19 protein-coding genes and 3 tRNA genes are annotated in these 21,694 nt (G+C 29.7%); 6 read left to right on the top strand and 16 right to left on the bottom strand.

Features of this window, described 5'->3' with window-relative positions; genetic code table 11:
- Nucleotides 1-60 precede the first annotated feature (60 nt).
- Nucleotides 61-1,962 carry a metallophosphoesterase gene (locus JM80_RS14585; protein ID WP_144710771.1) on the bottom strand — a complete coding sequence of 634 codons (1,902 nt, stop codon included), beginning with the start codon at nucleotides 1,960-1,962 and terminating at the stop codon, nucleotides 61-63.
- Between the two features lie 123 nt (nucleotides 1,963-2,085).
- On the opposite strand from JM80_RS14585, the gene JM80_RS14580 reads away from it, so the two are divergent.
- Nucleotides 2,086-2,883: a tryptophan-rich sensory protein gene (locus JM80_RS14580; protein ID WP_144710769.1), complete on the top strand. Its 798-nt coding sequence runs from the start codon at nucleotides 2,086-2,088 to the stop codon at nucleotides 2,881-2,883.
- 386 nt (nucleotides 2,884-3,269) lie between these two features.
- Here the strand turns inward: JM80_RS14580 and JM80_RS14575 are convergent, their stop codons facing one another.
- Both JM80_RS14575 and JM80_RS14570 read right to left on the bottom strand, forming a co-directional pair.
- Entirely contained in the window at nucleotides 3,270-6,044 is a 2,775-nt protein-coding gene (locus JM80_RS14575; protein WP_144710767.1) for a substrate-binding domain-containing protein, read from the bottom strand.
- Between the two features lie 280 nt (nucleotides 6,045-6,324).
- Nucleotides 6,325-6,398, bottom strand: a tRNA-Arg gene (locus tag JM80_RS14570).
- Between the two features lie 385 nt (nucleotides 6,399-6,783).
- On the opposite strand from JM80_RS14570, the gene JM80_RS14565 reads away from it, so the two are divergent.
- The 3 genes from JM80_RS14565 to JM80_RS14555 all read left to right on the top strand — a co-directional run bounded on the left by JM80_RS14565 (nucleotide 6,784) and on the right by JM80_RS14555 (nucleotide 8,752).
- A tRNA-Ser gene (locus JM80_RS14565) sits at nucleotides 6,784-6,872 on the top strand.
- Nucleotides 6,873-6,942: 70 nt separating this feature from the next.
- Nucleotides 6,943-7,017, top strand: a tRNA-Pro gene (locus JM80_RS14560).
- 211 nt (nucleotides 7,018-7,228) lie between these two features.
- Nucleotides 7,229-8,752: a GH3 auxin-responsive promoter family protein gene (locus tag JM80_RS14555; RefSeq protein WP_144710765.1), complete on the top strand. Its 1,524-nt coding sequence runs from the start codon at nucleotides 7,229-7,231 to the stop codon at nucleotides 8,750-8,752.
- A gap of 21 nt (nucleotides 8,753-8,773) precedes the next feature.
- Here the strand turns inward: JM80_RS14555 and JM80_RS14550 are convergent, their stop codons facing one another.
- Nucleotides 8,774-9,376: a hypothetical protein gene (locus tag JM80_RS14550; RefSeq protein WP_144710763.1), complete on the bottom strand. Its 603-nt coding sequence runs from the start codon at nucleotides 9,374-9,376 to the stop codon at nucleotides 8,774-8,776.
- A 22-nt stretch (nucleotides 9,377-9,398) separates the two neighbouring features.
- A complete protein-coding gene (gene cls, locus JM80_RS14545) occupies nucleotides 9,399-10,820 on the bottom strand; it encodes a cardiolipin synthase (RefSeq protein WP_144710760.1) in 1,422 nt (473 codons plus the stop codon).
- 244 nt (nucleotides 10,821-11,064) lie between these two features.
- Between cls and JM80_RS14540 the strand changes: the two genes are divergently transcribed.
- Nucleotides 11,065-11,556: a Dps family protein gene (locus JM80_RS14540; RefSeq protein ID WP_013622029.1), complete on the top strand. Its 492-nt coding sequence runs from the start codon at nucleotides 11,065-11,067 to the stop codon at nucleotides 11,554-11,556.
- A 208-nt stretch (nucleotides 11,557-11,764) separates the two neighbouring features.
- Here JM80_RS14540 and JM80_RS14535 read toward each other — a convergent pair whose 3' ends face one another.
- Genes JM80_RS14535 through JM80_RS16485 form a run of 3 tightly spaced genes read right to left on the bottom strand, consistent with a single transcriptional unit; the run spans nucleotide 11,765 to nucleotide 13,168 of the window.
- Nucleotides 11,765-12,796, bottom strand: coding sequence for an AraC family transcriptional regulator (locus tag JM80_RS14535; protein ID WP_013622030.1), 1,032 nt, complete (start codon nucleotides 12,794-12,796; stop codon nucleotides 11,765-11,767).
- Between the two features lie 28 nt (nucleotides 12,797-12,824).
- Nucleotides 12,825-12,971 (bottom strand): lmo0937 family membrane protein, encoded by a 147-nt coding sequence (locus tag JM80_RS14530; protein ID WP_013622031.1) that lies wholly within the window; start codon nucleotides 12,969-12,971, stop codon nucleotides 12,825-12,827.
- 50 nt (nucleotides 12,972-13,021) lie between these two features.
- On the bottom strand, nucleotides 13,022-13,168 hold the full coding sequence (locus JM80_RS16485) for a hypothetical protein (protein WP_013622032.1): 147 nt from the start codon (nucleotides 13,166-13,168) through the stop codon (nucleotides 13,022-13,024).
- A 223-nt stretch (nucleotides 13,169-13,391) separates the two neighbouring features.
- Between JM80_RS16485 and JM80_RS14525 the strand changes: the two genes are divergently transcribed.
- The gene (locus tag JM80_RS14525; protein ID WP_144710758.1) at nucleotides 13,392-14,189 is read left to right on the top strand and encodes a TerC family protein; all 798 of its coding nucleotides are present in this window, start codon (nucleotides 13,392-13,394) and stop codon (nucleotides 14,187-14,189) included.
- Nucleotides 14,190-14,191: 2 nt separating this feature from the next.
- Here the strand turns inward: JM80_RS14525 and JM80_RS14520 are convergent, their stop codons facing one another.
- The 8 genes from JM80_RS14520 to JM80_RS14485 form a co-directional block, all read right to left on the bottom strand.
- Nucleotides 14,192-16,771 carry an ATP-binding protein gene (locus JM80_RS14520; RefSeq protein WP_144710756.1) on the bottom strand — a complete coding sequence of 860 codons (2,580 nt, stop codon included), beginning with the start codon at nucleotides 16,769-16,771 and terminating at the stop codon, nucleotides 14,192-14,194.
- Between the two features lie 158 nt (nucleotides 16,772-16,929).
- Nucleotides 16,930-17,376 (bottom strand): response regulator, encoded by a 447-nt coding sequence (locus tag JM80_RS14515; protein WP_013622035.1) that lies wholly within the window; start codon nucleotides 17,374-17,376, stop codon nucleotides 16,930-16,932.
- Nucleotides 17,377-17,391: 15 nt separating this feature from the next.
- The gene (locus JM80_RS14510; protein WP_013622036.1) at nucleotides 17,392-17,943 is read right to left on the bottom strand and encodes an AraC family transcriptional regulator; all 552 of its coding nucleotides are present in this window, start codon (nucleotides 17,941-17,943) and stop codon (nucleotides 17,392-17,394) included.
- A 255-nt stretch (nucleotides 17,944-18,198) separates the two neighbouring features.
- Nucleotides 18,199-18,648 carry a PA2169 family four-helix-bundle protein gene (locus JM80_RS14505; protein WP_013622037.1) on the bottom strand — a complete coding sequence of 150 codons (450 nt, stop codon included), beginning with the start codon at nucleotides 18,646-18,648 and terminating at the stop codon, nucleotides 18,199-18,201.
- Between the two features lie 213 nt (nucleotides 18,649-18,861).
- The gene (locus tag JM80_RS14500) at nucleotides 18,862-20,247 is read right to left on the bottom strand and encodes an NAD-dependent succinate-semialdehyde dehydrogenase (protein ID WP_144710754.1); all 1,386 of its coding nucleotides are present in this window, start codon (nucleotides 20,245-20,247) and stop codon (nucleotides 18,862-18,864) included.
- A 28-nt stretch (nucleotides 20,248-20,275) separates the two neighbouring features.
- Nucleotides 20,276-20,593 carry a hypothetical protein gene (locus JM80_RS14495; RefSeq protein ID WP_144710752.1) on the bottom strand — a complete coding sequence of 106 codons (318 nt, stop codon included), beginning with the start codon at nucleotides 20,591-20,593 and terminating at the stop codon, nucleotides 20,276-20,278.
- 62 nt (nucleotides 20,594-20,655) lie between these two features.
- Nucleotides 20,656-20,955, bottom strand: coding sequence for a ribosome hibernation-promoting factor, HPF/YfiA family (gene hpf / locus JM80_RS14490; protein ID WP_013622040.1), 300 nt, complete (start codon nucleotides 20,953-20,955; stop codon nucleotides 20,656-20,658).
- 49 nt (nucleotides 20,956-21,004) lie between these two features.
- Nucleotides 21,005-21,646 carry an NADPH-dependent F420 reductase gene (locus JM80_RS14485; protein WP_013622041.1) on the bottom strand — a complete coding sequence of 214 codons (642 nt, stop codon included), beginning with the start codon at nucleotides 21,644-21,646 and terminating at the stop codon, nucleotides 21,005-21,007.
- Nucleotides 21,647-21,694: the final 48 nt, after the last annotated feature.

The raw sequence follows: 21,694 nt of genomic DNA, 5'->3' as shown, positions 1-21,694 counted from the left end.
ATTGATTATGCAAACGTTATCTTTAAATTAACTTTTTAAAACAGACTGTAAACCTTAAGGTTAATTAATGTTTTTACTTAAGTCTGTTATAGTATTGTTTTCTAAATTAATACTAAAGTGGTTGGACGGTTCACTGTTTAAAAAAGAATTAAAAATTTTAAAGAATAAAAGTAATTGTTTGGCTGTGGTATCTTCTTTATTAATATACTTGGTTTGTGAAGTAATTGCGTTGTAAATAAATTGATACTGCTTTATTTTTTCTGTGGTAATATCTTCTAAAGCCAATTCATCTGCATTTCTAAGTCTATAAAAATCAAAAACTAAATCTAAGCCTTTCCATTTTCTAAAATCTTTAGCTTTTAAATTGTTTTTAGCTAAAGAAGTGGCAATAATTTTTAATTGATTTTTTCTAGCTTTGGTGTTGTTACGTATTTCTTTTAATGCTTTAGAAAAATCTAGTTCATTATTTTTTGTGGCAAGTAGTAGCAACTCTTCACCAGTAACATTACTTAAAAATATATTTAAATCTATAGGAAAATCATTTGGTAAAAAGCGTAAACGTATAAGTTCTTTTAAGTGCCAAGCTGTAAAATCTTTATAGGTGTTAACCTCTAGTATTTTTTTGTCCCAAACATTGTTATTGTGCTCTAGTTTTAGTTTGTTGTATTCTACTTTATACAAATCAAATAACAATTTAAAATTTTCTGTATTGGCTATAGTAACAGTTTTTACCTCTATGTTACTGCTGTTATTAATTTTTAAAATTTTATAACCTGGTATGTAAGCAGCTAAGGAAGGTGTTTGTATGTTTACTAGTAAGTTTCCATTTTTAGACCTGTGTACTCCAGTGTCATTAATATGCATATGTCCTGCTACGTGTATCTTTAAGCCAGTATTAGCAAAAGCTTCTGCAACATTAGTTGCTGGTACACGTTCTAATTGCCATTTGTTTTCCCCCATTAATTTTTTAATGTCGCTAGTGGCATCATCATTAAAATCTACCATAGGAAAATGACTAAAAGCAATTAATGTTTTATTCTTTTTTTTAGCTTGTGTAGCTATATCTTTTACCCATTTAATTAAGTAGTTTTTATGTATTATAGTGTTGTTATAACCTACGCTAGCACTAGAAAAGCTACCATCCTTTTTTTGTAAAAAGGTATCACCATCTAAAGCTAGCAACCAAATACCGTCTACAGGCTCTACTAAATAACTCGTATCTACCATTTGTAAACTGTCTATAGTAGTGTATGTTCTTTGTTTTAAGTTAGATGCAATTTGTGCTTTTTTAAAAGAGTAATTGTTGTAGTTATAGGTAGCAAACGGAGTGGTCCAAAATTTATAATTAGGCATAGCATAAAAACCGTACTCACCTAAAATATTAAGTACTCCTGTATATCCCATTTTAGCAATATCATTACTAATTAATACAGGATGCTCATTTTTTTTAGATACATACATTCCTTTTTTACTATATATAGGTTGATTTTTACCTTCTGCACCTAAAAAATCACTTTTTCCAGATTCTTGTTTGTATGGTCCTGCAGGATCATGATTGCCAGTGGTTATAAAAAATTGTAGTCCGTATTTATTTTTGTACTCGTTTAGTATTTTTTGCAATCCTCTTAAGTGTATAGGTTGTCCGTCATCAGTATAATCACCAGGTAAAGCAACATAAGTAATGCCTCTACTAACAATGTCATCTAGAGCTGTTTTAAAAGCAAAATAGTTCTCGTTAAATATTCTTGTAGAGTTTAATTGAGATTGCATTGTTCTTAATACCGTATGCGTATTGTTATGCGGATTGTTAATGCCTTTGTAATTAATATCGTTAAAAGAGCCATACAAATCCTGAAAATGAATATCTGCTAAAAAAGCTATTTCTACTTTTTTTGTTTGCGCAGTTATTTTAAAACATATTAAAGCAATTAAAAAAGGTATTATTATTTTGGTTAATGACATATGTTTCCTCAATATTAAAAAAATTACTGCTAGATTACATATTTAAAATTCCTTTTAAATTAAATTAAGGTTAAGAAGAATATTTAGAAAATTTTCTTTTGTATATTATATAAAAAGTAAAGAATGAAAAAAGTATTACAAATTACAAACGCAATAGCTTTTATATCAACTGTATTTATAAACTACTTATCTAATACAGGTAAAATGAATGGTACAACTATAGGGGAAGTTTCTGGAGGTTTAAAAACTTTATTTACACCTGCTGGTTATGCGTTTTCTATATGGGGATTAATTTATTTTTTGGTATTTGGTTTTGTTATTTATCAAGGCAGAAGCTTAGTTGTAAAGGTTAGGGACAATGACTTTATATTAAAAATAGGTTGGTGGTTTGTAATTTCTTGTTTAGCCAATTGTTTTTGGATTGTTAGTTGGATATATGGTTACACTGCATTATCCTGTGTATTTATTTTTATATTACTTTTTTCAATTTTAAAAATCATATTAAATAATAAAATGGAACTGTGGGATGCGCCAATTTCTGTAATTGTATTTTTATGGTGGCCATTTGTAATTTACAGTGGTTGGGTAACCGTTGCTAGTATTGCAAATATAGCTGCATATTTAGTGAAAATTAATTGGGATGGTTTTGGTATATCACCTCTTGTATGGACTATTATAATGATAACAATTGCGGTAATAGTTAACTTAATTGTAACCTGGACACGTAATATGCGAGAGTTTTCTCTTGTAGGAGCTTGGGCTTTAATAGCAATTGGTATAGCTAATAAAGGAGTAGAGGGTACACTTGTTTACGTTGCTTATTTTGCTGCAGCTATTTTAATATTAAGTAGTTTTGCCCACGCTTTTAAAAACCGTAAAACAGCACCATTTATAAAACTAAAAGAATATTTAAGTAAATAATTATTATACTAAAAGAGCAAAAAAACCTTGCTACTATAAAAGTAACAAGGTTTATCTGTTGGGGAACAGAACACTATCAATATCTTTTTATTAAACAAATACTATACCACCTTTATGTAAAGGCATATAAACTATGCAGCTATAGCTTTTTTTAGAAGTTTAATAGCTTGCAAAAATAAATATAGCTTTATAAATGTAGTTTATAAATTATACAATTAAAGTGTAATAATGTATCGTTGTCTTGTTGCGCAATTAAATATTTGATTTTGAGTTTATTGCGTGTTAATTATTACTTGGTTAGAAAGATGTTTAAGTAGTACTTAGCAACATTTTTAAATAAACAATGTTACAAAATAACAGTTACTACACTAACTATAGTGTTGGTATTAATTGTTAATGTTGTTGTTAGTTAGGTCTTTTCTATATTCTTTAGGGGTAATATTAAATTTAGTTTTAAAGTTTGTAGAAAAGTAATTTGGAGACGAAAACCCTGTAGCGTATGCTATTTCCGAAACAGAGAGTTGAGAATTTATAAGTAGATTTTTAGCTTTACTTAACCTAAAATCTAGTATATAGTCGCTTATATTTACTCCAATTATGGCTTTAATTTTTCTGTAGAGTTGTACTTTAGATATATTTAAAGTTTCTGCCATAGCTTCTACAGAAAAAGAAGAATTATCTATATTTTGCTCTATTATAGAATTTATTTTTAGAATAAATTCTTGGTCTGTAGCATCAAATTTTTCATGAGGATTTATCTTATGTACATTGTTTAGGTAGTAATACCTAAGTTTTTCCCTGTTGTACAGCAATGATTTTATAGATTGTGATAATACAGAAAAGCTAAAAGGTTTAGTAAGGTAAGAGTCTGCTCCAGACTTTAACCCTTTAATGTAAGACTCATTGTTATCTAAAGCAGTTAGCATTATAATTGGAATATGAGATGTTCTTAAATCATTTTTTAGAACTTCACATATTACAAAACCATCTTTGTCTGGTAAGTTTACATCACAAATTATGATATCTGGTATTATGTCTAATGCTTTTTCTACTCCATCAACGCCATTAGATAAATGTACTTTATAAGACTCTAAAAGCTTGTTTTTAAGTAGTTTTATAAGTTCATCATTATCTTCAATAATTAATATATCATACTTATTATCATTATTATTTACGTTTGTTACTTGGTATATATTTTCTTCAATTTCATCAGTTAGCGTAAGTTTCTCATCAATATATATGTCTGGTTCGTTTATTATTTCATTAGGCAATAAATGCTTATTGTTTTTGTAGAGTTTAATTGTAAAAATAGTACTTTGGTCACTCCTTACACTTATTTCTCCTTTGTGTAGTTCTATAAATTGCTTGGTTAAGTGCAAGCCTATTCCAGAGCTAGCTTTGGTGTTGTTACTGCCAATTTCAAAAGGCTTAAAAATATTTTCTATATCATCACTAGGAATACCAATTCCACTATCTTTAAAAGATACGGTAACAAAATTTTTATTTTTATAATCTTCAATAGAAACTATAATTTCCCCGTTATCTGGCGTAAATTTAAGAGCATTAGATAGTAGGTTAAAGTATACTTTATCCATTAAATTTCTATCTATATATAAGTCTAAATCTGTATTATTTGTTTTAAGGTCAAAAGCAATACCTCTTTTTTTTGCTTCAATTTTAAAATCATTAAATATTTTAGTAGAAAACTGAAAAATATTGGTTTTTGAAGCTTTTAAAGTAAGTTTTTTTTCTTCTGTTTTTCTGTAATCTAAAAGTTGATTTATAAGACGTAATAAACGTTTAGAGTTATTTGAAATTAATGTAATTTCAGTTTTTAAGTTATTACTATTTGTATTTGTTTTTTCTGTGATAGATTCTATAGCAGATAAAATAAGGGTAATTGGAGTTTTAAATTCATGAGATAAACCTGTAAAAAAGTTTGCTTTAGCCTCATTACTTAGTTCTGCTTCTTTAGCAATTTCTTTTATCTCTAAAGATTGCTTTATAATTTTGGTGTTATAAAGCTCTAGAGCATGCTTTTTTTTACTAATATTAAAACCAGAGTAAATACTAAATATACCTAATAAAACACTTAATATAAACAAAGCCAAAAGCACTTTTAGCATACTGCTTTGCGAGGCATACGTCTCTTCTTGTTCCTTAATTTTATTTTGTTGAGCTAATAGGTTTTCTTGATGCTGATTTATTTTATCAAACTGATTTTTCATTATATCAGCATTTCTGCTATCTATAACAGTAGTTTCTAGTATGTTGTTTTTATTAATTTTTTTACCATCAATAATATCAATAGCATATGTAATAGCTTCATTTCCTCCAGTAGGGTAATAAACAGTAGCTTTTAGTATGCCATCTTTTACGTATTGTATACCTCCATTTGGTCCGTTCAATCCATCTACACCTATTATATCTACTTTTTGTTCTAGATTGTGTTGCTTTAAAACCTCCCAAGCTCCAAGCGCCATACGGTCGTTATGGCAAAATATATAGTCAACATTATTATTTTTATTTAAAAGGTTATTTAAAGTTTCTTTTATAGAGTTAGCTTCCCAATTGCCTTGTATAGTGTGTGTTATTTGTAAATTAGGTATAGTTTTAAGGGTAGAAATAAACCCTAAATGGCGTTCTGCAGCAGGCGATGAACCTTGTAGGCCTTTTATTTCTAGTATCTTTTTATCTTCATTGGAGCTTAAACTAGCTATGTAATTTGCAGCATTTACACCTACTTGATAATTATCTCCTCCAATATATGATGTATAGTTTTGGCCATCTATTTTACGGTCTACAATTAAAACAGGAATATCTTGCAGTAATGCTTTGTTAACTAAAGGGGTTATAGGTTTAGACTGTACTGGAGAAATAATTAATACATCTACTTTATCATTTATTAATTGCGTTATATCTTCTATTTGCTTCTTTACATTATCATTCCCGTCTAAAATTTTTAATTCTATTTCTGGATGAAAATCAGCTTGTAGTTGCATAGATTTATTCATAGATTTTCTCCATTGGTCATTAATGCCCGTTTGAGAAAACCCAATTACAACTTTTTTATTTTCTTTTGCAGAAGTACAGCTGTATTGGCCAATTAAAGTAAAAATAGAAAGTAAAAGTAGTAGTCTAGTTAATTTAAAATACTGCATTATAGTAATTTTTATTAGTTAGTTGCCCAAAGGCTATAAAATTCTTTGGTTAACTATTGGTAGTATTATTAAGTAAGAAAATTAAGAGTACAATTAAATCTTTATGTGTTTATGCATTAAAAATTTTTCGTCTTAAAGTTAAACAATTAATAAATAATTATTGCTAAAAACATAATAATTAAGCTATTATGTTTTTTTGGTAAGTGAAGTGTATTTATGAGAGTGCTGTTGTAAGTGGTATAAAACAAAAAAGCCTTCAGTAAAAACTGAAGGCTTTTTGTGATCGCGAAAGGATTCGAACCTTTGACCGTCTGCTTAGAAGGCAGATGCTCTATCCAGCTGAGCTACGCGACCATTGAAATGACAAATGTTTTTGTCTTTCGGGCTGCAAATATACAATAATCTATTTTTAATATGCAAGTTAATTTTAGATTTATTTTTTACTTTTTTTATTTTTAATAAAATGGAGAAAAGTTGAATTCTAAATAATGAAAATAGGAGAGGTGTTTTATAATTTAGTAACCCTATTATGACTCATAATTAGTATTAATATTTAGTAATTAATACAATAAAGTATTTAGGTTAAAAAAAAGTTTTAAGCAAAGGTTCTTAAAATGAATAGGTTACAAAAAAGATTAAAAAAAAACGTAAAAAAAGTTTAAAATAGCTTGGTAGCTACCCTTAATCGTTATATATTTGCACTCGCAATTGAAAACTGCGCAAGTTCATTAAAGATTTTGGAGAGGTGCCTGAGTGGCCGAAAGGAGCGGTTTGCTAAATCGTCGTAGGTGGAAACATTTACCCAGGGTTCGAATCCCTGTCTCTCCGCAATAGCTGCCAAAGCACATTGCGAGGGCAGAAAAATTTCTCTAAGTACTGAAAGTATTAGATAACCTATCGGGGTGTAGCGTAGCCCGGTTATCGCGCCGCGTTTGGGACGCGGAGGTCGCAGGTTCGAATCCTGCCACCCCGACAATTGAGTAGAAAGACTCAAAACAATTAAAACCAGTAATTTTTATTACTGGTTTTTTTTATGCCTAATTTTTAGTGGGCACATACTTTTATAGTGTTAATAATAATTTTAAAAGGGCTAAACTCTTTTGTAAAATTAATAGACTTTTGGGTTGTTGTTTATAGAATTTAATTTCTAAGCAAAAGCATATAACAACCTAAAACACTAACATATGGCTATAATAGGAAACATCATAAAAGGAATAATACATGCATCTGATATTATTTCTGTAGAGTATAATGCAGCTGCAGAACAACGTGCAGTGCTTAACAATTTATTACGTACCGCAGAACATACCAAGTTTGGTAAACATTATGGTTTTACAGAAATATTAAATTCTAATAACCCAGAAAAAACTTTTAGTGCTAAAGTTCCTTTTTCAGATTACAACCAAATAACCAGTAATTGGTGGCAATATGTGCAAAAAGGAGAAGAAAATATAACTTGGCCAAATAGTCCAGATTATTTTGCACTTAGTTCTGGTACTACGGGTAAAACAAGTAAACGCATACCTGTTACAGATGACATGGTTAAAGCTATACGTAACGCTGGTATACAACAAGTTTTGGCACTTAAGAATTTTGATTTGCCTGCAGACTTTTTTGAAAAAGAAATAATGATGTTAGGTAGTTCTACAGATTTAGAGGAACATAACAACGCATTAGAAGGTGAAATTAGTGGAATAAGTGCTAGTAATATTCCGTTTTGGTTTCAAAATTATTACAAACCAGGTAAAGAAATTGCACAAATTGCAGATTGGGATAAACGTGTACAGCGTATAGCAGAAAAAGCATCAGAATGGGATATAGGAGCCTTAAGTGGCATACCTTCATGGATGGAGCTTATGTTACAAAAAGTGATTGAATACAATAACTTAAATAACATACATGAAATATGGCCCAATTTACAAGTTTATACCTCTGGTGGAGTAGCTTTTGGACCGTATAAAAAAAGTTTTAACGCTCTTTTAGGTAAGCCTATAACTGTTATAGATACTTATTTGGCTTCTGAAGGTTTTATTGCTTTTCAGCAAAGACCAGAAACCGATGCTATGAAACTGGTTACAGATAATGGTATTTATTTTGAGTTTGTACCATTTAGTCCAGATTATATTAAGCCAGACGGTTCACTAGTACAAAATGCGCCAGCACTTACAATTTCTGAAGTAGAGCTAAATCAAGATTATGTTTTAATATTAAGTAGTGTAGCAGGCGCTTGGCGTTATATTATTGGAGACACTATAGAGTTTACTGATATTGAACGGGCAGAAATAAAAATTACAGGCCGTACAAAATTCTTTTTAAACACTGTAGGTTCACAATTATCTGTAAATAAACTTAATGATGCTGTGCAACATTTAGAAAAACATTTTGATATAGAAATACAAGAATATACATTATGCGCAAATCGTATTAATGATGATTTTTACCACTGCTGGTACCTAGGTACAAATGCTAAGCTTAGTACTACAAAGTTGGCCAATGAGTTAGATGATTTTTTAATGAATGCAAATAAAAATTATAAAGTAGCAAGATCTAAAGCTTTAGAGGGTATTAAAGTTTCTACTGTTTTGCCTTCTGTATTTCATGAATGGAGCGGAAGCAATAAAAAGAAAGGCGGACAGGTAAAAATGGAAAGGGTTATGGGACAAGAAAGATTTAAAGAATGGGAAGATTTTGTTTTAGCAAACTCTTAGCAAGAAAAAAAGGAGCAATAATTATTGCTCCTTTTTTTCTTGCTCTTTAACTAGTAGCATAATCTCTGCAGGAGATAAGTAGTATTTTATAATTCTAGCTTTATAAGTTGCATCTATTTCTGCGTTGTTTAATATAAAATTTTTGGTTTTTAAAATATAGTCTCCCATACCAGATGCTACAGCATAAGAGTCTGCGGCACGTTCTGCTTCTTTTATATAATTGTCAGACAACGAATATTTTATGCCAAACCAAAGTAAATTTAAGCTACTTCTGTTTTGGTAATCTAAAATATGACCAAGTTCATGGCCTAACCAACCTACTAATATATCACTATCTACATCTGTGGTTTTAAATTCTTTCCCAGAGATTTTAAATTTTTTACTCATTAAAATAAGGTAGTGTCTTTTTTTCTTAGATTTTAAAAGGCTTCCAAAAACAGGCTGCGCAAGCATTGTAGATTTTTTAATATTATCTTTAAATCTAAATTCAATTTCTGTATTTTTTAATTGCGGATAGTATGATAGGGCTACTAAAGCTTCTTTTTCAATAATTTTAGGTATAATGTGTTGTGCATTTAAGTATTTTACACTCATAAATAATAGTATATAAATTATATTTTTCATTAGTTTTAAATTGCTTGTATTGTTACAGTAATGGACTAAAAAATTTGGCTATACCTTCTAATAATTTCTTCCATAAAGGCCTGTTTTTAAAGGTTTCATACTTTAAAATAGTGTCTTTATTGCATATGGCATTAAATTTTTCTTGTATGTTTTTTGTTATTTCTTCATCATAAATTACCGCATTGGTTTCAAAATTGTGCTCAAAACTTCTGTAATCAAAATTGCCAGAACCTACAGATAATATTTCACCATCAATTAATATCATTTTACTATGCGAAAAATCTGGACGTAGGTAAATCTTAATTCCAACTTCTAATAGCTCTTCTAGTCTAGAGAACATACTGTATTTGGCCATTAAAGAATCGGACACTTTAGGAATTAAAATGGTAATTGCAACACCGCTAAGTGCAGCAATTTTTAAAGCTTGTAATACAGATGTGCTTGGTATAAAATAGGGGTTGGCTATACAAATGTTTTTTTCTGCAATATTTATCATTTGTATGTATTGCTGCATTATAGCTGGCTGCTTAGAGTCTGGTCCGGCAGCAACAATTTGTGCAGTATGTTTACCCTTGCTATGTGTATTAGATGTGTAGTTTTTATGCAGTAAAACTTCATCATTACTAGCAAAATAAAAGTCTTTAATAAATACTCTGTGTAAGCTATTTACAATTGGCCCTTCTAGTTTTAAGTGTATATCTTTCCAAACACCAACATTAGAAATTGGTTTTATGTATTTATCTGTTACATTAACACCTCCTGTAAAACCAACTGTACCATCAATCACAATTATTTTTCTATGGTTTCTATAATTTAATGTATACAGTAGGTTGCCAAATTTAATAGGCATCATTGGGTAAGCTTTAACTCCAATATGTTTAAATCGTTTAATTGTTTTGTTGTTAAATGAATAACTTCCAAAGGCATCATAAATTAAACGTACTTCTACACCAGAGTTTATTTTATCTTTTAAAATAGTGTAAAAACGTTCTGTTAATTCTCCTTTAGAAAAAATATAGTATTGTAAATGAATATATTTTTCTGCTTTTTGTAATGCATCAAAAATGCTATCAAAAGTTTGTTTACCGTTATTAAGTACAGTTATATTATTGTTGTTATACGCTTTTAAAAGAGTACTACTTTCTATAAGTTTAGATAGTTTTTGCTGCTTAGGTGTGTTAAAAGTAACTGTATTATCTAACTTATGTAGTTGTTTATATTTTTTATCAAATTGTTTCTTTTTTTCTTCTTGTTTGTCTCTAAAAAAATTAAATTTTCTTCGGTTTACACCAAACATATAATAAAGTAAGGCACCTGCAAACGGTAGTAAAATTACTGCTAAAAACCAACTGAGTGATTTTGTAGGTCTGCTGCCATGAAAAATAATACTACTAATACTCCTTAGTGTTACTAATGCGTACAAAATCCATAAAAAAGTATTCATAGTTATTTTTTTATTTACAATATAGCTAACACTTTTTTGTTTACTGTTAAGTTTTTTGTTTAGAGCTACAAAAGAGTTTAATAACGTTAATTATTATGTTTTTACGCTTTAAAATGGTTGGTTTTAAGTTGTTTAAGGTGTTTTTGTGATGTCGTTTTTTTAGAGGTAATTAAAAAATTAATAGGGTTAATAGTAGCAAAACTTTGCTTGTATATTTATACTATAATCATAAAAAAATATAAAAATGGAAGCAACAGAGACAGCTATTGGAATAAAAAAAGATAATAGGAAAGCTGTAGTAAAAATGTTAAAGCAATTACTTGCAGATGAGTATGTAATGTACACCAAATACAGAAATGCTCACTGGAATGTAGAGGGTTTAGATTTTCATAGCAAACACGTATTTTTTGAAGAAGAGTACGGTAAGTTAGAAAATACTATTGATGAAGTAGCAGAACGTATACGTATGTTAGGTTTTTACTCACCAGGAAGTATGCAACAATTTATAGAGTTGTCTGGGTTAAAAGAAAACGGACCAGACCAAAATGATAGTGCTAGTTTTATGGAGGTTTTATTAGAAGATCACCAAACAATAATTAAATTTATTAGAGAGAGCATTGGAGAAAATGCTGAGGCACATAATGATGAGGGTACAGCAGATTTTATTACGGCAATATTGCAAATGCATGAGCAAATGGCTTGGATGTTACGTTCATCTTTAAAAACATTTAAATAAAATAATTATTTAAATAAAAAGGCGGTAAGGTTTTAATCTTACCGCCTTTTTTTATGCGTTGTTGTTTGTTAATTATTAATTAGTAGCTGGTATATATGAACCAGTTTTATAGATACAATAGAGATACTTTTTAATGTTTGTAGGTGTTTATAAACAAAAAAAATTCGCTAGTAAAGCGAATTTTTTTATAGTGTTATATTTTATATTATTAAGCAGTAAGCGGAGTCGAAAATTGATTTTCTTGATAATATTTTGGACTACAGTTATATTTTTCTTTAAATATTTTAGAAAAATAACTTCTACTAGTTAAACCAACAGTATACACAATTTCTGAAATATTAAGATCTGTAGTTTTTAATAAATTCTCTGCTTTTTCTACTCTTGTGTTTCTAATAAAGTCAGACACTGTACGGTTATGTAATAACTTAAACCCTTCTTGTAATTTTGCAGGAGACATACCCGCTTTTTTACTTAAATAAACTAATGTATATTTAATTTCTGGATAATTTTTAATAAAGTTAGACAATTCTTTAACAGTGTCCATTTCACTTCTTGTTAAAGAACCAAAATTAGTAGAACCGTGTTTTTTGTCTTGGTTGTGTTGTTCTATTTCTAAGGCTAAAACGGTATGTACAATTCCTTTTATTAATAATTGTCTAACAATGCCTTTTTGCTTAATAGCTTCTAATTGTTGCATTTTTTCTGCAATTTTTAGGTTGTATGAGCCTACGTATGCAAATATTTCTTTTTCCTTAGAAGGCATAAATGTTTTTAAAAGCTGAGTTTGTAGCAAATCATCAGCTTGGTCATCATTTTTTTCTGTGTAGGTATTAATACTAATGTTAGAAAAAGTTACAGATTGTCCTTTTCTAAAGTAAAAACAAGCGTCTTTGCTTGGGTCACTGGCAAATATACCTGTCTGAAATTGATTTAAAGACCTTTGCTTACCGTTTAAACCAAAACTATGACTCATTTGCCCTTCTGCACAGTATAAAAAATAAATAGGGTTTGTAACTGGCGTGTTTCTTACTATAATTGTGTCTTGTGCAAATTTTAAATTATACTCTATAAAAGATATATTTTTGTTTACAGATACTCCTTTAATATCTCCCGTTGCAAAATTATTATCTAATTCTAAAGAGTACTCTTTGTGCGTGTACTCTAAACTTCCGCCTAGATCTTCTTTAAATTGATTAAAGTCTTGTTCTATATTGTTTGTCTTAAGATTTATAACTTTCATAACGTTTCTTTGTTTAGGAGATTCTTATTTATTTTTCTTGCAATACTTTTAAAATAAAAAGTATAGTTGCTGCTACTAAAAAAATATGTGCTATATAACCTAATGCATAAATAAAGAAGGCTAATGCCCAAATTAGTATTAAAATTATTGCTAGTGGTAGTAATAGCTTTTTCATATTATTTTTTGTGATTGTTTGTGTTTTTAAATTGATATAAGGACAGAACCCTATTCTTTATTTAAATTTTTAAAACTATCTGTATTGCCATTTTTGTTTGTAGCGTTCTGTTTGTCGTTCTTTGGACGCAATGATTCTTTAACCCAACTGCGACCAACTCTAGAGTTTGTAATGCAAGCTTGTTTTATATGTATCATATTGTTGTTGTTTTTTGTTTGATACAAAGTTGATGAAGATTGCGTCTTTTTTTGTTATATAATTTTTGCTTTATGTTATATAATTATTAGAAAAGCCCTGTTTTTGGACGTTAAACCATTATTTTTTGATGCTTTTGAATAACATTTATGCTTTTTGATGGTATTTTTTATAATTTTATTGTAGAATCCAAAACCGTAACTTTACACTACAAAACCATTACCTATGTTAGAGATTTTTTCTAGTGCAGATGCTTGGATAGCATTATTAACTTTAACTTTTTTAGAAATTATATTAGGTATAGATAATATTGTATTTATATCTATTGCAGCAGGTAAATTACCTAAAGACCAACAAAAAAAAGCAACCAATTTAGGTTTGTTAATGGCAATGGTACAACGTATTATTTTACTATTAGGTGTTTCCTTTTTAGTAGGATTAAAAGAACCTTTTTATACCATTAATACATCATGGTTAGAAGTTGGTATTAGCTGGCAAGGAATAATATTGTTTTTTGGAGGACTTTTTTTATTGTATAAAAGTACCTCAGAAATACACGAAAAAATAGATGAACCAGGGGAAGAGGAAGAAGAGTTAAAAGCTAAAAAAATTACATCTCTACCAAAAGCTATAATGCAAATAGTACTTATAGACTTTATTTTTTCTATAGATTCTATATTAACTGCTGTAGGTATGACTAATGGTATTGGTACTCATGAAAACCACTCTTTAATATTAATGATAATAGCTGTTGTAATATCTATATGTGTAATGATGCTGTTTGCCAATAGCATAAGAGAGTTTATTAGCAAACACCCATCTATGCAATTGTTGGCACTGTCCTTTTTAATATTAATAGGTTTTATGCTAATAACCGAAGCTGCACATTTATCTGGTACCATATTGTTTGGCAAAAGTATTGGAGCTATACCAAAAGGGTATTTGTATTTTGCTATTGCTTTTTCATTACTAGTAGAGTTTTTAAATATGAAGTTAAAGAAAAACTCTACTAAAAATAAGTAGTATTAAGCAGGTAAGTAAATACTAAATGTAGACCCAATACCAAGTTTACTTGTAGCTGTAATATGACCTCTGTGGTTTACTACTATTTTTTTACATATAGCTAGGCCTATTCCTGTACCAGAATATTGTTCTTTTTGATGTAGACGTTCAAAAAGACCAAATATTTTTTTAGCATTTTCTTGCTCAAAACCAATACCGTTGTCTTTTATAGTTATGCGGTAATAGTTTTTTCTTTTTTTATCAAAGACTTCTTTAATTTTTGTGCGTGGTAGCTTTTCGCAATCAATTGTAATTGCTGGGCTATGCGTGGTAGACCTGTATTTTATAGCATTATTTACTAAGTTGTTAAACAGCTGTTCCATTTGAAAAGGAATAGCTTTAATTGTAGGTAAATTATTTACAGTAATGGCAATACCAGTTTCTGCAATCAGTTCTTCTAAATCGTCTAAAACTTTATGTAGCGTAGTGTCTAATTCAATTTTTACAAAATCTTTTTTAGTTCTATTAATTCTAGAGTAAGCTAATAGATATTTAATTAATGTCTGCATTCTATTGGCAGAACTATCAATTTTATTAAAATACATTTTTCCTCTGTCAGATAGTTTTTCTAATTCTCCCTCAGACAACCTAGAGATAAACATTTGTATTTTACGCATAGGTTCTTGCAAGTCATGGCTAGCTACGCGGTTAAAAGATTCTAACTCTGCATTAGAGCGTTTTAGTTCTTGATTTTTTGCTTTAAGTTTTTCTTCGGTTTTTACGCTATCTGTAATATCTTGTACAACACCTACAGAAGTGTTTCTGCCATCTTTAATAATGTTTTGGCCGTTTACGTAAATATGTTTAATTGTACCAGATTTGGTAATTATACGGTATGTGTGTATGTTAGAGCTTCCTTTTTCTACCATCTCTTTGCCAAACTTGTCATACCTTTTTAAATCATCTGGGTGAACAAACCTACGGTAATTATCAAAAGTAACTTCAAAAGCATTTGGCTCATATCCTAAAATACGGTAAAAGTTATCAGATATTACCGCGGCTCCTGTATCTAAGTACCAAACATAACTACCAATATCTGCAACTTCTTCTGCGTCTTTAAAAATAGAGTTTTGTATTTCAATCTCTGCATATAATGCATTTAGTTTTTCGGCTCTTGTTTTTTCTAAGGTTATGTCTCTAGAAGTAACCGTTACACCGTCGTTTAGTTTTATAGCGGTATCATGCAGCCAAATTGTTTTTCCGTTTTTATTAATTTGTGTTTCATACTCTATTTGCCGAGACTCTTCAATACAACTTACCATTTTTTCAAAAACACCATTTTTAAAAATATTAGGATAAATTTCTGAAGCTCTTTTGTATTTTAATTCAGATGGAATATTGTTTTTAATACCTTCATTTAAGGCATCATTTATAAACAAAATTTCAAAATCTGTTATTTTTTCTGATGCATCTCTAATAGACTTAAAGTGTGTTACTATGTTAGATGTGCTTTTAAAAACATTGCTTAAAAAAGCTCTATTGTCTAACAGTAATAAATTTTGTGCCTCTAATTGGTCTTTAGTTGCTGTTAAATTTTTCTTTATAATATGCTCTTCTGTAATATCACTAGCAGTAGCCAAAACACCATTATTTAGTTTAACAACACTAGTTTTAAATCTGTAATCTGTACCGTTAAAAGTATGGTTTCTTTTAAATTTTTGAGTTTTGCCGGTTTCATAGCAATCTACTAAATGCTCAAAAACACCATTTTTAAATTGTATTGGTAGTATGGTAGATAGTAATTTACCTTTCATTTCTTTAACCTTAGTACCTAAAACATTTTCTATATTATGGTTTATAAAATCAATTTTAAAATCTATTATTTTGTTATTGTCATTGGTTACAGGAGTGTAATAACTAACAATGTTTTCAGTATTTTTTAAAACGCTTTCTAAAAAAGCAGTGGTGCGGTTATTTTTTTTACGTTGTTTGTTTATTTGCCAAAACGAGACTAGAAAAATAACCAAAGCAGTCATACCTAAAAATAACGTGGTAATTGGGTTTATAAGTCTAGAGGTAGAAAACTGTTTTTGTTGCTCTGCTAAATAATCTTCTGCATTACCGAGCATAGTAGTTTTAATAGCTTCAATTTCATCCATTAAAACAGAAACATTGTGCAGCAAGGCAGCGTCATTCTGCTCTTCTAAAGTAGTATCAGTTTTGTAAGCGTTAAGTTCATCTAATGCCGCATAAAAAGATTCTTGTATGGTACGTAATTCTTGTAGTTTTTTTTGTTGGTTAGGCTTGTCTTGTGTTAAAAACTTAAGGTTATTAAAAGTGGTTAAAGCACTGTCTTTTTGCCTGTTTAAAATAATAGTGTGGTTAACCTTGTCTTGCAGTTTATTTTTTAAAACCTGAGACTGCATCATAGCATATCTAGAAAAAAGAGTATTTATCTCTGTCTCTACCCGTAGCGTAAAAACAACTAACTCTGCGGTTTTTTCTTGTTCTCTAATTTGTTTGTAACTATTGCTTCCTAAAAAGGTTAATAAGGCAATAGATAAAATTAGTAATACAATAAATATTTTAGAAGATTTAACCACTTGCTATTTTGTTTTTTTGTTTGGTTTAATAGACAAGCTAAAGTAATAAAACAATTTTTTATAATACCAGTTCTTGGAGTTGGTAAACGTATTGAGTTAAAAATAAAATGGATAGAGCACAAAAAAGAGTAAAAAATTTTGTGCTCTATTTTAAACAGTTATAAACGCAATAAAAAGTTATCTCTGTTAAGGGCAGAGGTATGATATTGCCAATTTATTTTCACTATTTTTTCTATAACCTTTTTTAAGGCAGAAAAACTGTTAGGTTTATTAATGTAAATGTTTGCTCCATTTACAAAAGTTTCTTCAATATCTTGTTCTGATGATGATGTAGAGTAAATAGCAACGCACAAATCTTTAAGCGTGTCATTGTTACGTATTTCTTTTAAACATTGCATTCCGTTTTTAACGGGCATATTTAAATCTAAAAAAACAATTTCGGGCAAAACAGCCTCAGGTAGCACTAAATAATCTATAAGTTCCTTACCGTCTTTAAATAAAGATAGGTTTGTTTTTACATCAATTTCTTCAATAGCCTCCTCAAACAATAAGCGATCGTCAGAGTCATCATCGGCTAAAACTATATTCATAATATCTACCGCCATTAGTTTAAGGTTTTACTATTCATTTTTCTTTCTTTTATTAATAATCCTCTGAAAAGCAGATGGAGTTAAGCCCGTAGTTTTTTTAAACTGGGCAGACAAATGTGCTACACTACTATAATTAAGTTCGTGAGCAATTTCTGTAAGCGTATAATTTTTATGAATAATAAGTTCTTTAGCTAAGTCTATTTTCTTAAGAATTATAAAATTTTCAATAGATGAGTAGGTGGTTTCTGAAAACACAGAAGACAAGTGCGCATAAGAGTAATTTAGCTTTTCTGATAAATAGTCTGATGCATTGTATTTTCTAGACTTTTCTGTATCGTTAATAAGCTCTGTTATTAATTCTTTAATGCGTTGTACTAAAGCACTTTGCTGGTCTACAATAATTGTTATGCCATATTTTTCTAAGGCTTGTGTTACATATTGCAACTCTGTTTCTGTAGGTTTTTTTTTAAACTCAACCTCACTTAAACTATGTATTTTGTACTCTAAATTTAGCGCGCCTAACTGTTCTTGTAAAATGGTTTTACAAATAAAGTTATAATCAAATTTAAGGTTCATTTTCATAAAATGATACAATTATGATGCTCCGTTTATATAGAGAAATGAGCGCGTTATTACGTCATTTATTAATTTGTTAAATATAGGCTTTTTATCAATATGGAGGTTTTTTTTTAGTGCACCTCACTTTTTATTAGAGCAATGTTAGTTAGCCTGTTAAGTATTAATAAGTTAGTTTATTAATTTTATGTAATTTTTGTTTGCGTTTAAACGCAAAAAAGGATGCTAAAAGCATCCTTTTTTATGTGGTTAGTGCATATATTAACTAATGTCTTCTAAAAACTTAATAGTATTTAAGTCAGACTTAATATTGTTCATTTGCTTTAATAAAACTGTAGCTGTGCTAGATGGTAGGGTAGTGTCTTGTAAAACATTTTCATACTCTTCTACAGCAGCCTTTTCACCTCTAATAGATTCTTCTAACATAGATTCTGCATCATCTGCAGAGAAAAAAGCTTTAGTATCCATCCAAGCTCTGTGCATACTACCAGTTAAACTACCGCCTTTTTCTGGCTCTTCTCCAAATTTGGCAATCTCTGTTTTTAATTCATGGCCAAAGTCATAACGCTCTTTACTACGTTTGTTAAAGTATGTTTTTAGTGCATTATGATCTGTGTTTTCTGCTGCTTTTTTATATCCTTTTTCAGCATCGTATGTTTTTTCTAGTAAATTGTTTAGTTTTGTTCCTACTTGTTCAGTGTATGTTGTCATATTTATGTAATTTATGTTACAGGACTTATTTTTAATGATATAGTCCTTTTATTATCATACTCAAATTTACAAGTAAAGTATAGCTAAGTTTAACGTTATTAATTAACTTTTTTGCTCAATTAATAAAGTGTTGTTTTAGCATAAGTGTTGTAAAAATAAAACGCTAAGTCTTTTACAAGTCTTAGCGTTTATTTTATTTATTGTTTATTGGGGTTATGCTTGTGTAATTGCTTTAGCATTTACAAATTCTTTTATACCAAAACCACCGTGTTCTCTTCCGTAACCAGAGTTTTTAACACCGCCAAAAGGCATATTTGGGTATGCTAAACCGTAAGAGTTTATATGTATCATACCTGTGTCAAAATAATTTTTAGCTAAGTCCATAGCTTTATCTTCATTTTCACTAAAAATACCTCCACCTAAACCAAACTTACTATCGTTTGCAATACGCATAGCGTCTGTATTGTCTTTAGCTTTTATTAAAGATGCAACTGGCCCAAACAATTCTTGGCTATAAGCAGGTTGCCCAGGTGTAACATTACCCAATACAGTAGATGGGTAGTAGTAGCCGTTTGTATCTGGAATTTTTCCTCCACATAAAATCTCGGCTCCATTTTCTACACTTTCTTCAACTTTGTTGTGCAATTGCTCTCTTAAGTCTTTTCTGGCAATAGGTCCCAAATCGTTATCATTATTGGTTGGGTCTCCGTAGCTCATATTTTGCATAATGTTTACAAACTCTTTTTTAAACTCATCATAAACACTATCTACAACTATAAAACGTTTTGCAGCAATACAAGTTTGTCCGTTATTATAAATTCTAGCATTAGCACAAATTTTTGCCGCTTTACTAATATCTGCATCATCTAAAACAATATACGCATCATTACTACCAAGTTCTAAAACTGTTTTTTTTATTACTTCTGCAGCTTTAACAGCAACGTGCTTACCAGCAGGTGTACTACCTGTAAGTGTAACGCCTTTTACATATTGGTTTTCAATTATATCATCAGACACGCTATGGTTTATAACCAATACTTGAAAAAGATTTTTTGGTAAACCTGCCTCTTCATAAATTTCTTTTAATTTTAAGGCACAACCAGTTACATTTTTTGCGTGTTTTAATAATACACCATTACCAGCCATTAAGCTAGCAATAGAATAACGTATAGGTTGGTATAACGGAAAATTCCACGGTTGTATACCGTATACTACACCAATTGGTGAGTAATGAATTGTACCTTTGCCACCATCAAAAAGAGAACGTTCTTGGTCTTGTAACTGTTTTAAACCCTCTGTAGCTGTGTATTCACATATACTTATGCAAAGGTCTATTTCTTGGTAACTATGACTAAGTAGTTTACCCATTTCTTGTGTCATTAACTGGGCATAACTTTCTTTATGTTTCTCTAGCGTTTTTCCAATAGATTTTAATAGTTCTGCACGTTCTTCTAAAGGTTTTAATTTCCAATCTAAAAAAGCATTGTGGCAATCCTCAACCTTTTTTTTGGCATCATCACTGCTTGCATAATTGTATGTTGCTATAGTTTCTTCTGTAGCAGGATTTATAGTTTTAAAAGTATTTTTGTCTGTACTCATCTTTAGTTTTTTTAGTTTACACTTAGGCTTATAAATTATCTTTATTGGTGTTAGCCCTTTCTGGAGCTTCTAAATTTTCTTTTAGTTCACCGCCTTGGCCGTATAAACTATTTTCTTCATCTGTTAAACTATTATTAGTGCTTTTTTTAGTTTCATTTCTGCCCGGAATATCTAAATCTTTACCCTGAAAATCTATACGCTCTTTTCTGTTTTGTAACAACTCATCATCACCAGTGTCTACGCTTAGTCCTTTTTTACCTATGGCCTGCAGGTCTTCATCTGTAATATTAGGGTTGTAAGTTGTTTTGGTATCGTTTTTTTGTATCTTTTTTTTATCTGTGCTCATTGTATTTTTTTTAAGTGATGTGTATAATTTATGTAACCATAAATGCTTGTAAATAAGCATAGTTACCTAACACTCATTTTTTCTTTGGTTTTTTGCAATTGATTGTCTAAATCTCTTACTGTTTCTGCTATGGCAGACTCAAAATTTTCGGCATGTGTAGAAGCAAATAATCTAGGTCCTGGCATACTTATACGTATATCACAAATTTGCTCCATATCATCAGATCTATTTTGTACTTTAAAGAACACATCTGCTCTATGTATAAAGTTGAACTTTTTATGTAAATGGTCTAATTTTTCTTTTGCTATGTTTTCTAATCTGTCACTTGCTGTAACGTCATGGTATTCAAATATAATTTGCATATAAAGTGTTTTAAATTTGTAAATTATTTTAAGTAGTACTAGTTATTACTTAAAATGATTTTTGTGAATTTATAGTTTCTAGTAAATCTGATTTAGAGGTGCTTAAACCATAAATTTTTTGATCTGGATCCATAATTTTGGTATCACTTAAATTACCAACATACACAGCATCAAACCCAATATCTTCAATTAACTGTTTTACTACAGCTTTGCTTTCTTGGTCTTGTGCGGCATAAGGGACTGACAGCTTGTTTGTGTCTTTAAAAGCTTCATTTTTTAAATCTTGAGCCTTAATGGTATTAAAAGCTTTAGCGGTTTTTGCAGAGCTAAATTTCATTGCAGTATACTCAGACGCGTTGTAATTTGCATCTCTAACATTTTTAGCCATTTCACCATCTCTTTCTGGATATGGGTTTGTAGCATCTAGTATAACGCTGTTGGCATATTCACCAGCATATAACTCAGATATTTTATCTACAGCTTTAAAAGGCATAGCCAACACATATACATCTGCATTTTCTTCAAAAGTATCTGTAACACTCATTGCTTTTGCATTAGGTCCAGCCTCTTTAACTAGGCTGCCTAATTCCTCTGGGTGTCTAGAGCTAAAAAGCACATTATGCCCTGCATTTGCCCAATGTTTTCCTAAATTTCCTCCAATATTTCCGCTTCCTATAATTCCTATTTTCATTTTATATTGATTTATGTTCTGACGCATCAGAATGTTATACTTTAATTT

It is taken from the genome of Cellulophaga sp. RHA_52, assembly GCF_007827205.1.
Lineage (GTDB): Bacteria > Bacteroidota > Bacteroidia > Flavobacteriales > Flavobacteriaceae > Cellulophaga > Cellulophaga lytica.
This window is presented reverse-complemented; position numbering and strand designations above follow the sequence as displayed.

What these genes read in the sequence shown, in the direction of transcription:
- JM80_RS14585 (WP_144710771.1), bottom strand. Translation starts at nt 1,962, where the DNA reads ATGTCATTAACCAAAATAATAATACCTTTTTTAATTGCTTTAATATGT.
- JM80_RS14580 (WP_144710769.1), top strand. Translation starts at nt 2,086, where the DNA reads ATGAAAAAAGTATTACAAATTACAAACGCAATAGCTTTTATATCAACT.
- JM80_RS14575 (WP_144710767.1), bottom strand. Translation starts at nt 6,044, where the DNA reads ATGCAGTATTTTAAATTAACTAGACTACTACTTTTACTTTCTATTTTT.
- JM80_RS14555 (WP_144710765.1), top strand. Translation starts at nt 7,229, where the DNA reads ATGGCTATAATAGGAAACATCATAAAAGGAATAATACATGCATCTGAT.
- JM80_RS14550 (WP_144710763.1), bottom strand. Translation starts at nt 9,376, where the DNA reads ATGAAAAATATAATTTATATACTATTATTTATGAGTGTAAAATACTTA.
- cls (WP_144710760.1), bottom strand. Translation starts at nt 10,820, where the DNA reads ATGAATACTTTTTTATGGATTTTGTACGCATTAGTAACACTAAGGAGT.
- JM80_RS14540 (WP_013622029.1), top strand. Translation starts at nt 11,065, where the DNA reads ATGGAAGCAACAGAGACAGCTATTGGAATAAAAAAAGATAATAGGAAA.
- JM80_RS14535 (WP_013622030.1), bottom strand. Translation starts at nt 12,796, where the DNA reads ATGAAAGTTATAAATCTTAAGACAAACAATATAGAACAAGACTTTAAT.
- JM80_RS14530 (WP_013622031.1), bottom strand. Translation starts at nt 12,971, where the DNA reads ATGAAAAAGCTATTACTACCACTAGCAATAATTTTAATACTAATTTGG.
- JM80_RS16485 (WP_013622032.1), bottom strand. Translation starts at nt 13,168, where the DNA reads ATGATACATATAAAACAAGCTTGCATTACAAACTCTAGAGTTGGTCGC.
- JM80_RS14525 (WP_144710758.1), top strand. Translation starts at nt 13,392, where the DNA reads ATGTTAGAGATTTTTTCTAGTGCAGATGCTTGGATAGCATTATTAACT.
- JM80_RS14515 (WP_013622035.1), bottom strand. Translation starts at nt 17,376, where the DNA reads ATGGCGGTAGATATTATGAATATAGTTTTAGCCGATGATGACTCTGAC.
- JM80_RS14510 (WP_013622036.1), bottom strand. Translation starts at nt 17,943, where the DNA reads ATGAAAATGAACCTTAAATTTGATTATAACTTTATTTGTAAAACCATT.
- JM80_RS14505 (WP_013622037.1), bottom strand. Translation starts at nt 18,648, where the DNA reads ATGACAACATACACTGAACAAGTAGGAACAAAACTAAACAATTTACTA.
- JM80_RS14500 (WP_144710754.1), bottom strand. Translation starts at nt 20,247, where the DNA reads ATGAGTACAGACAAAAATACTTTTAAAACTATAAATCCTGCTACAGAA.
- JM80_RS14495 (WP_144710752.1), bottom strand. Translation starts at nt 20,593, where the DNA reads ATGAGCACAGATAAAAAAAAGATACAAAAAAACGATACCAAAACAACT.
- hpf (WP_013622040.1), bottom strand. Translation starts at nt 20,955, where the DNA reads ATGCAAATTATATTTGAATACCATGACGTTACAGCAAGTGACAGATTA.
- JM80_RS14485 (WP_013622041.1), bottom strand. Translation starts at nt 21,646, where the DNA reads ATGAAAATAGGAATTATAGGAAGCGGAAATATTGGAGGAAATTTAGGA.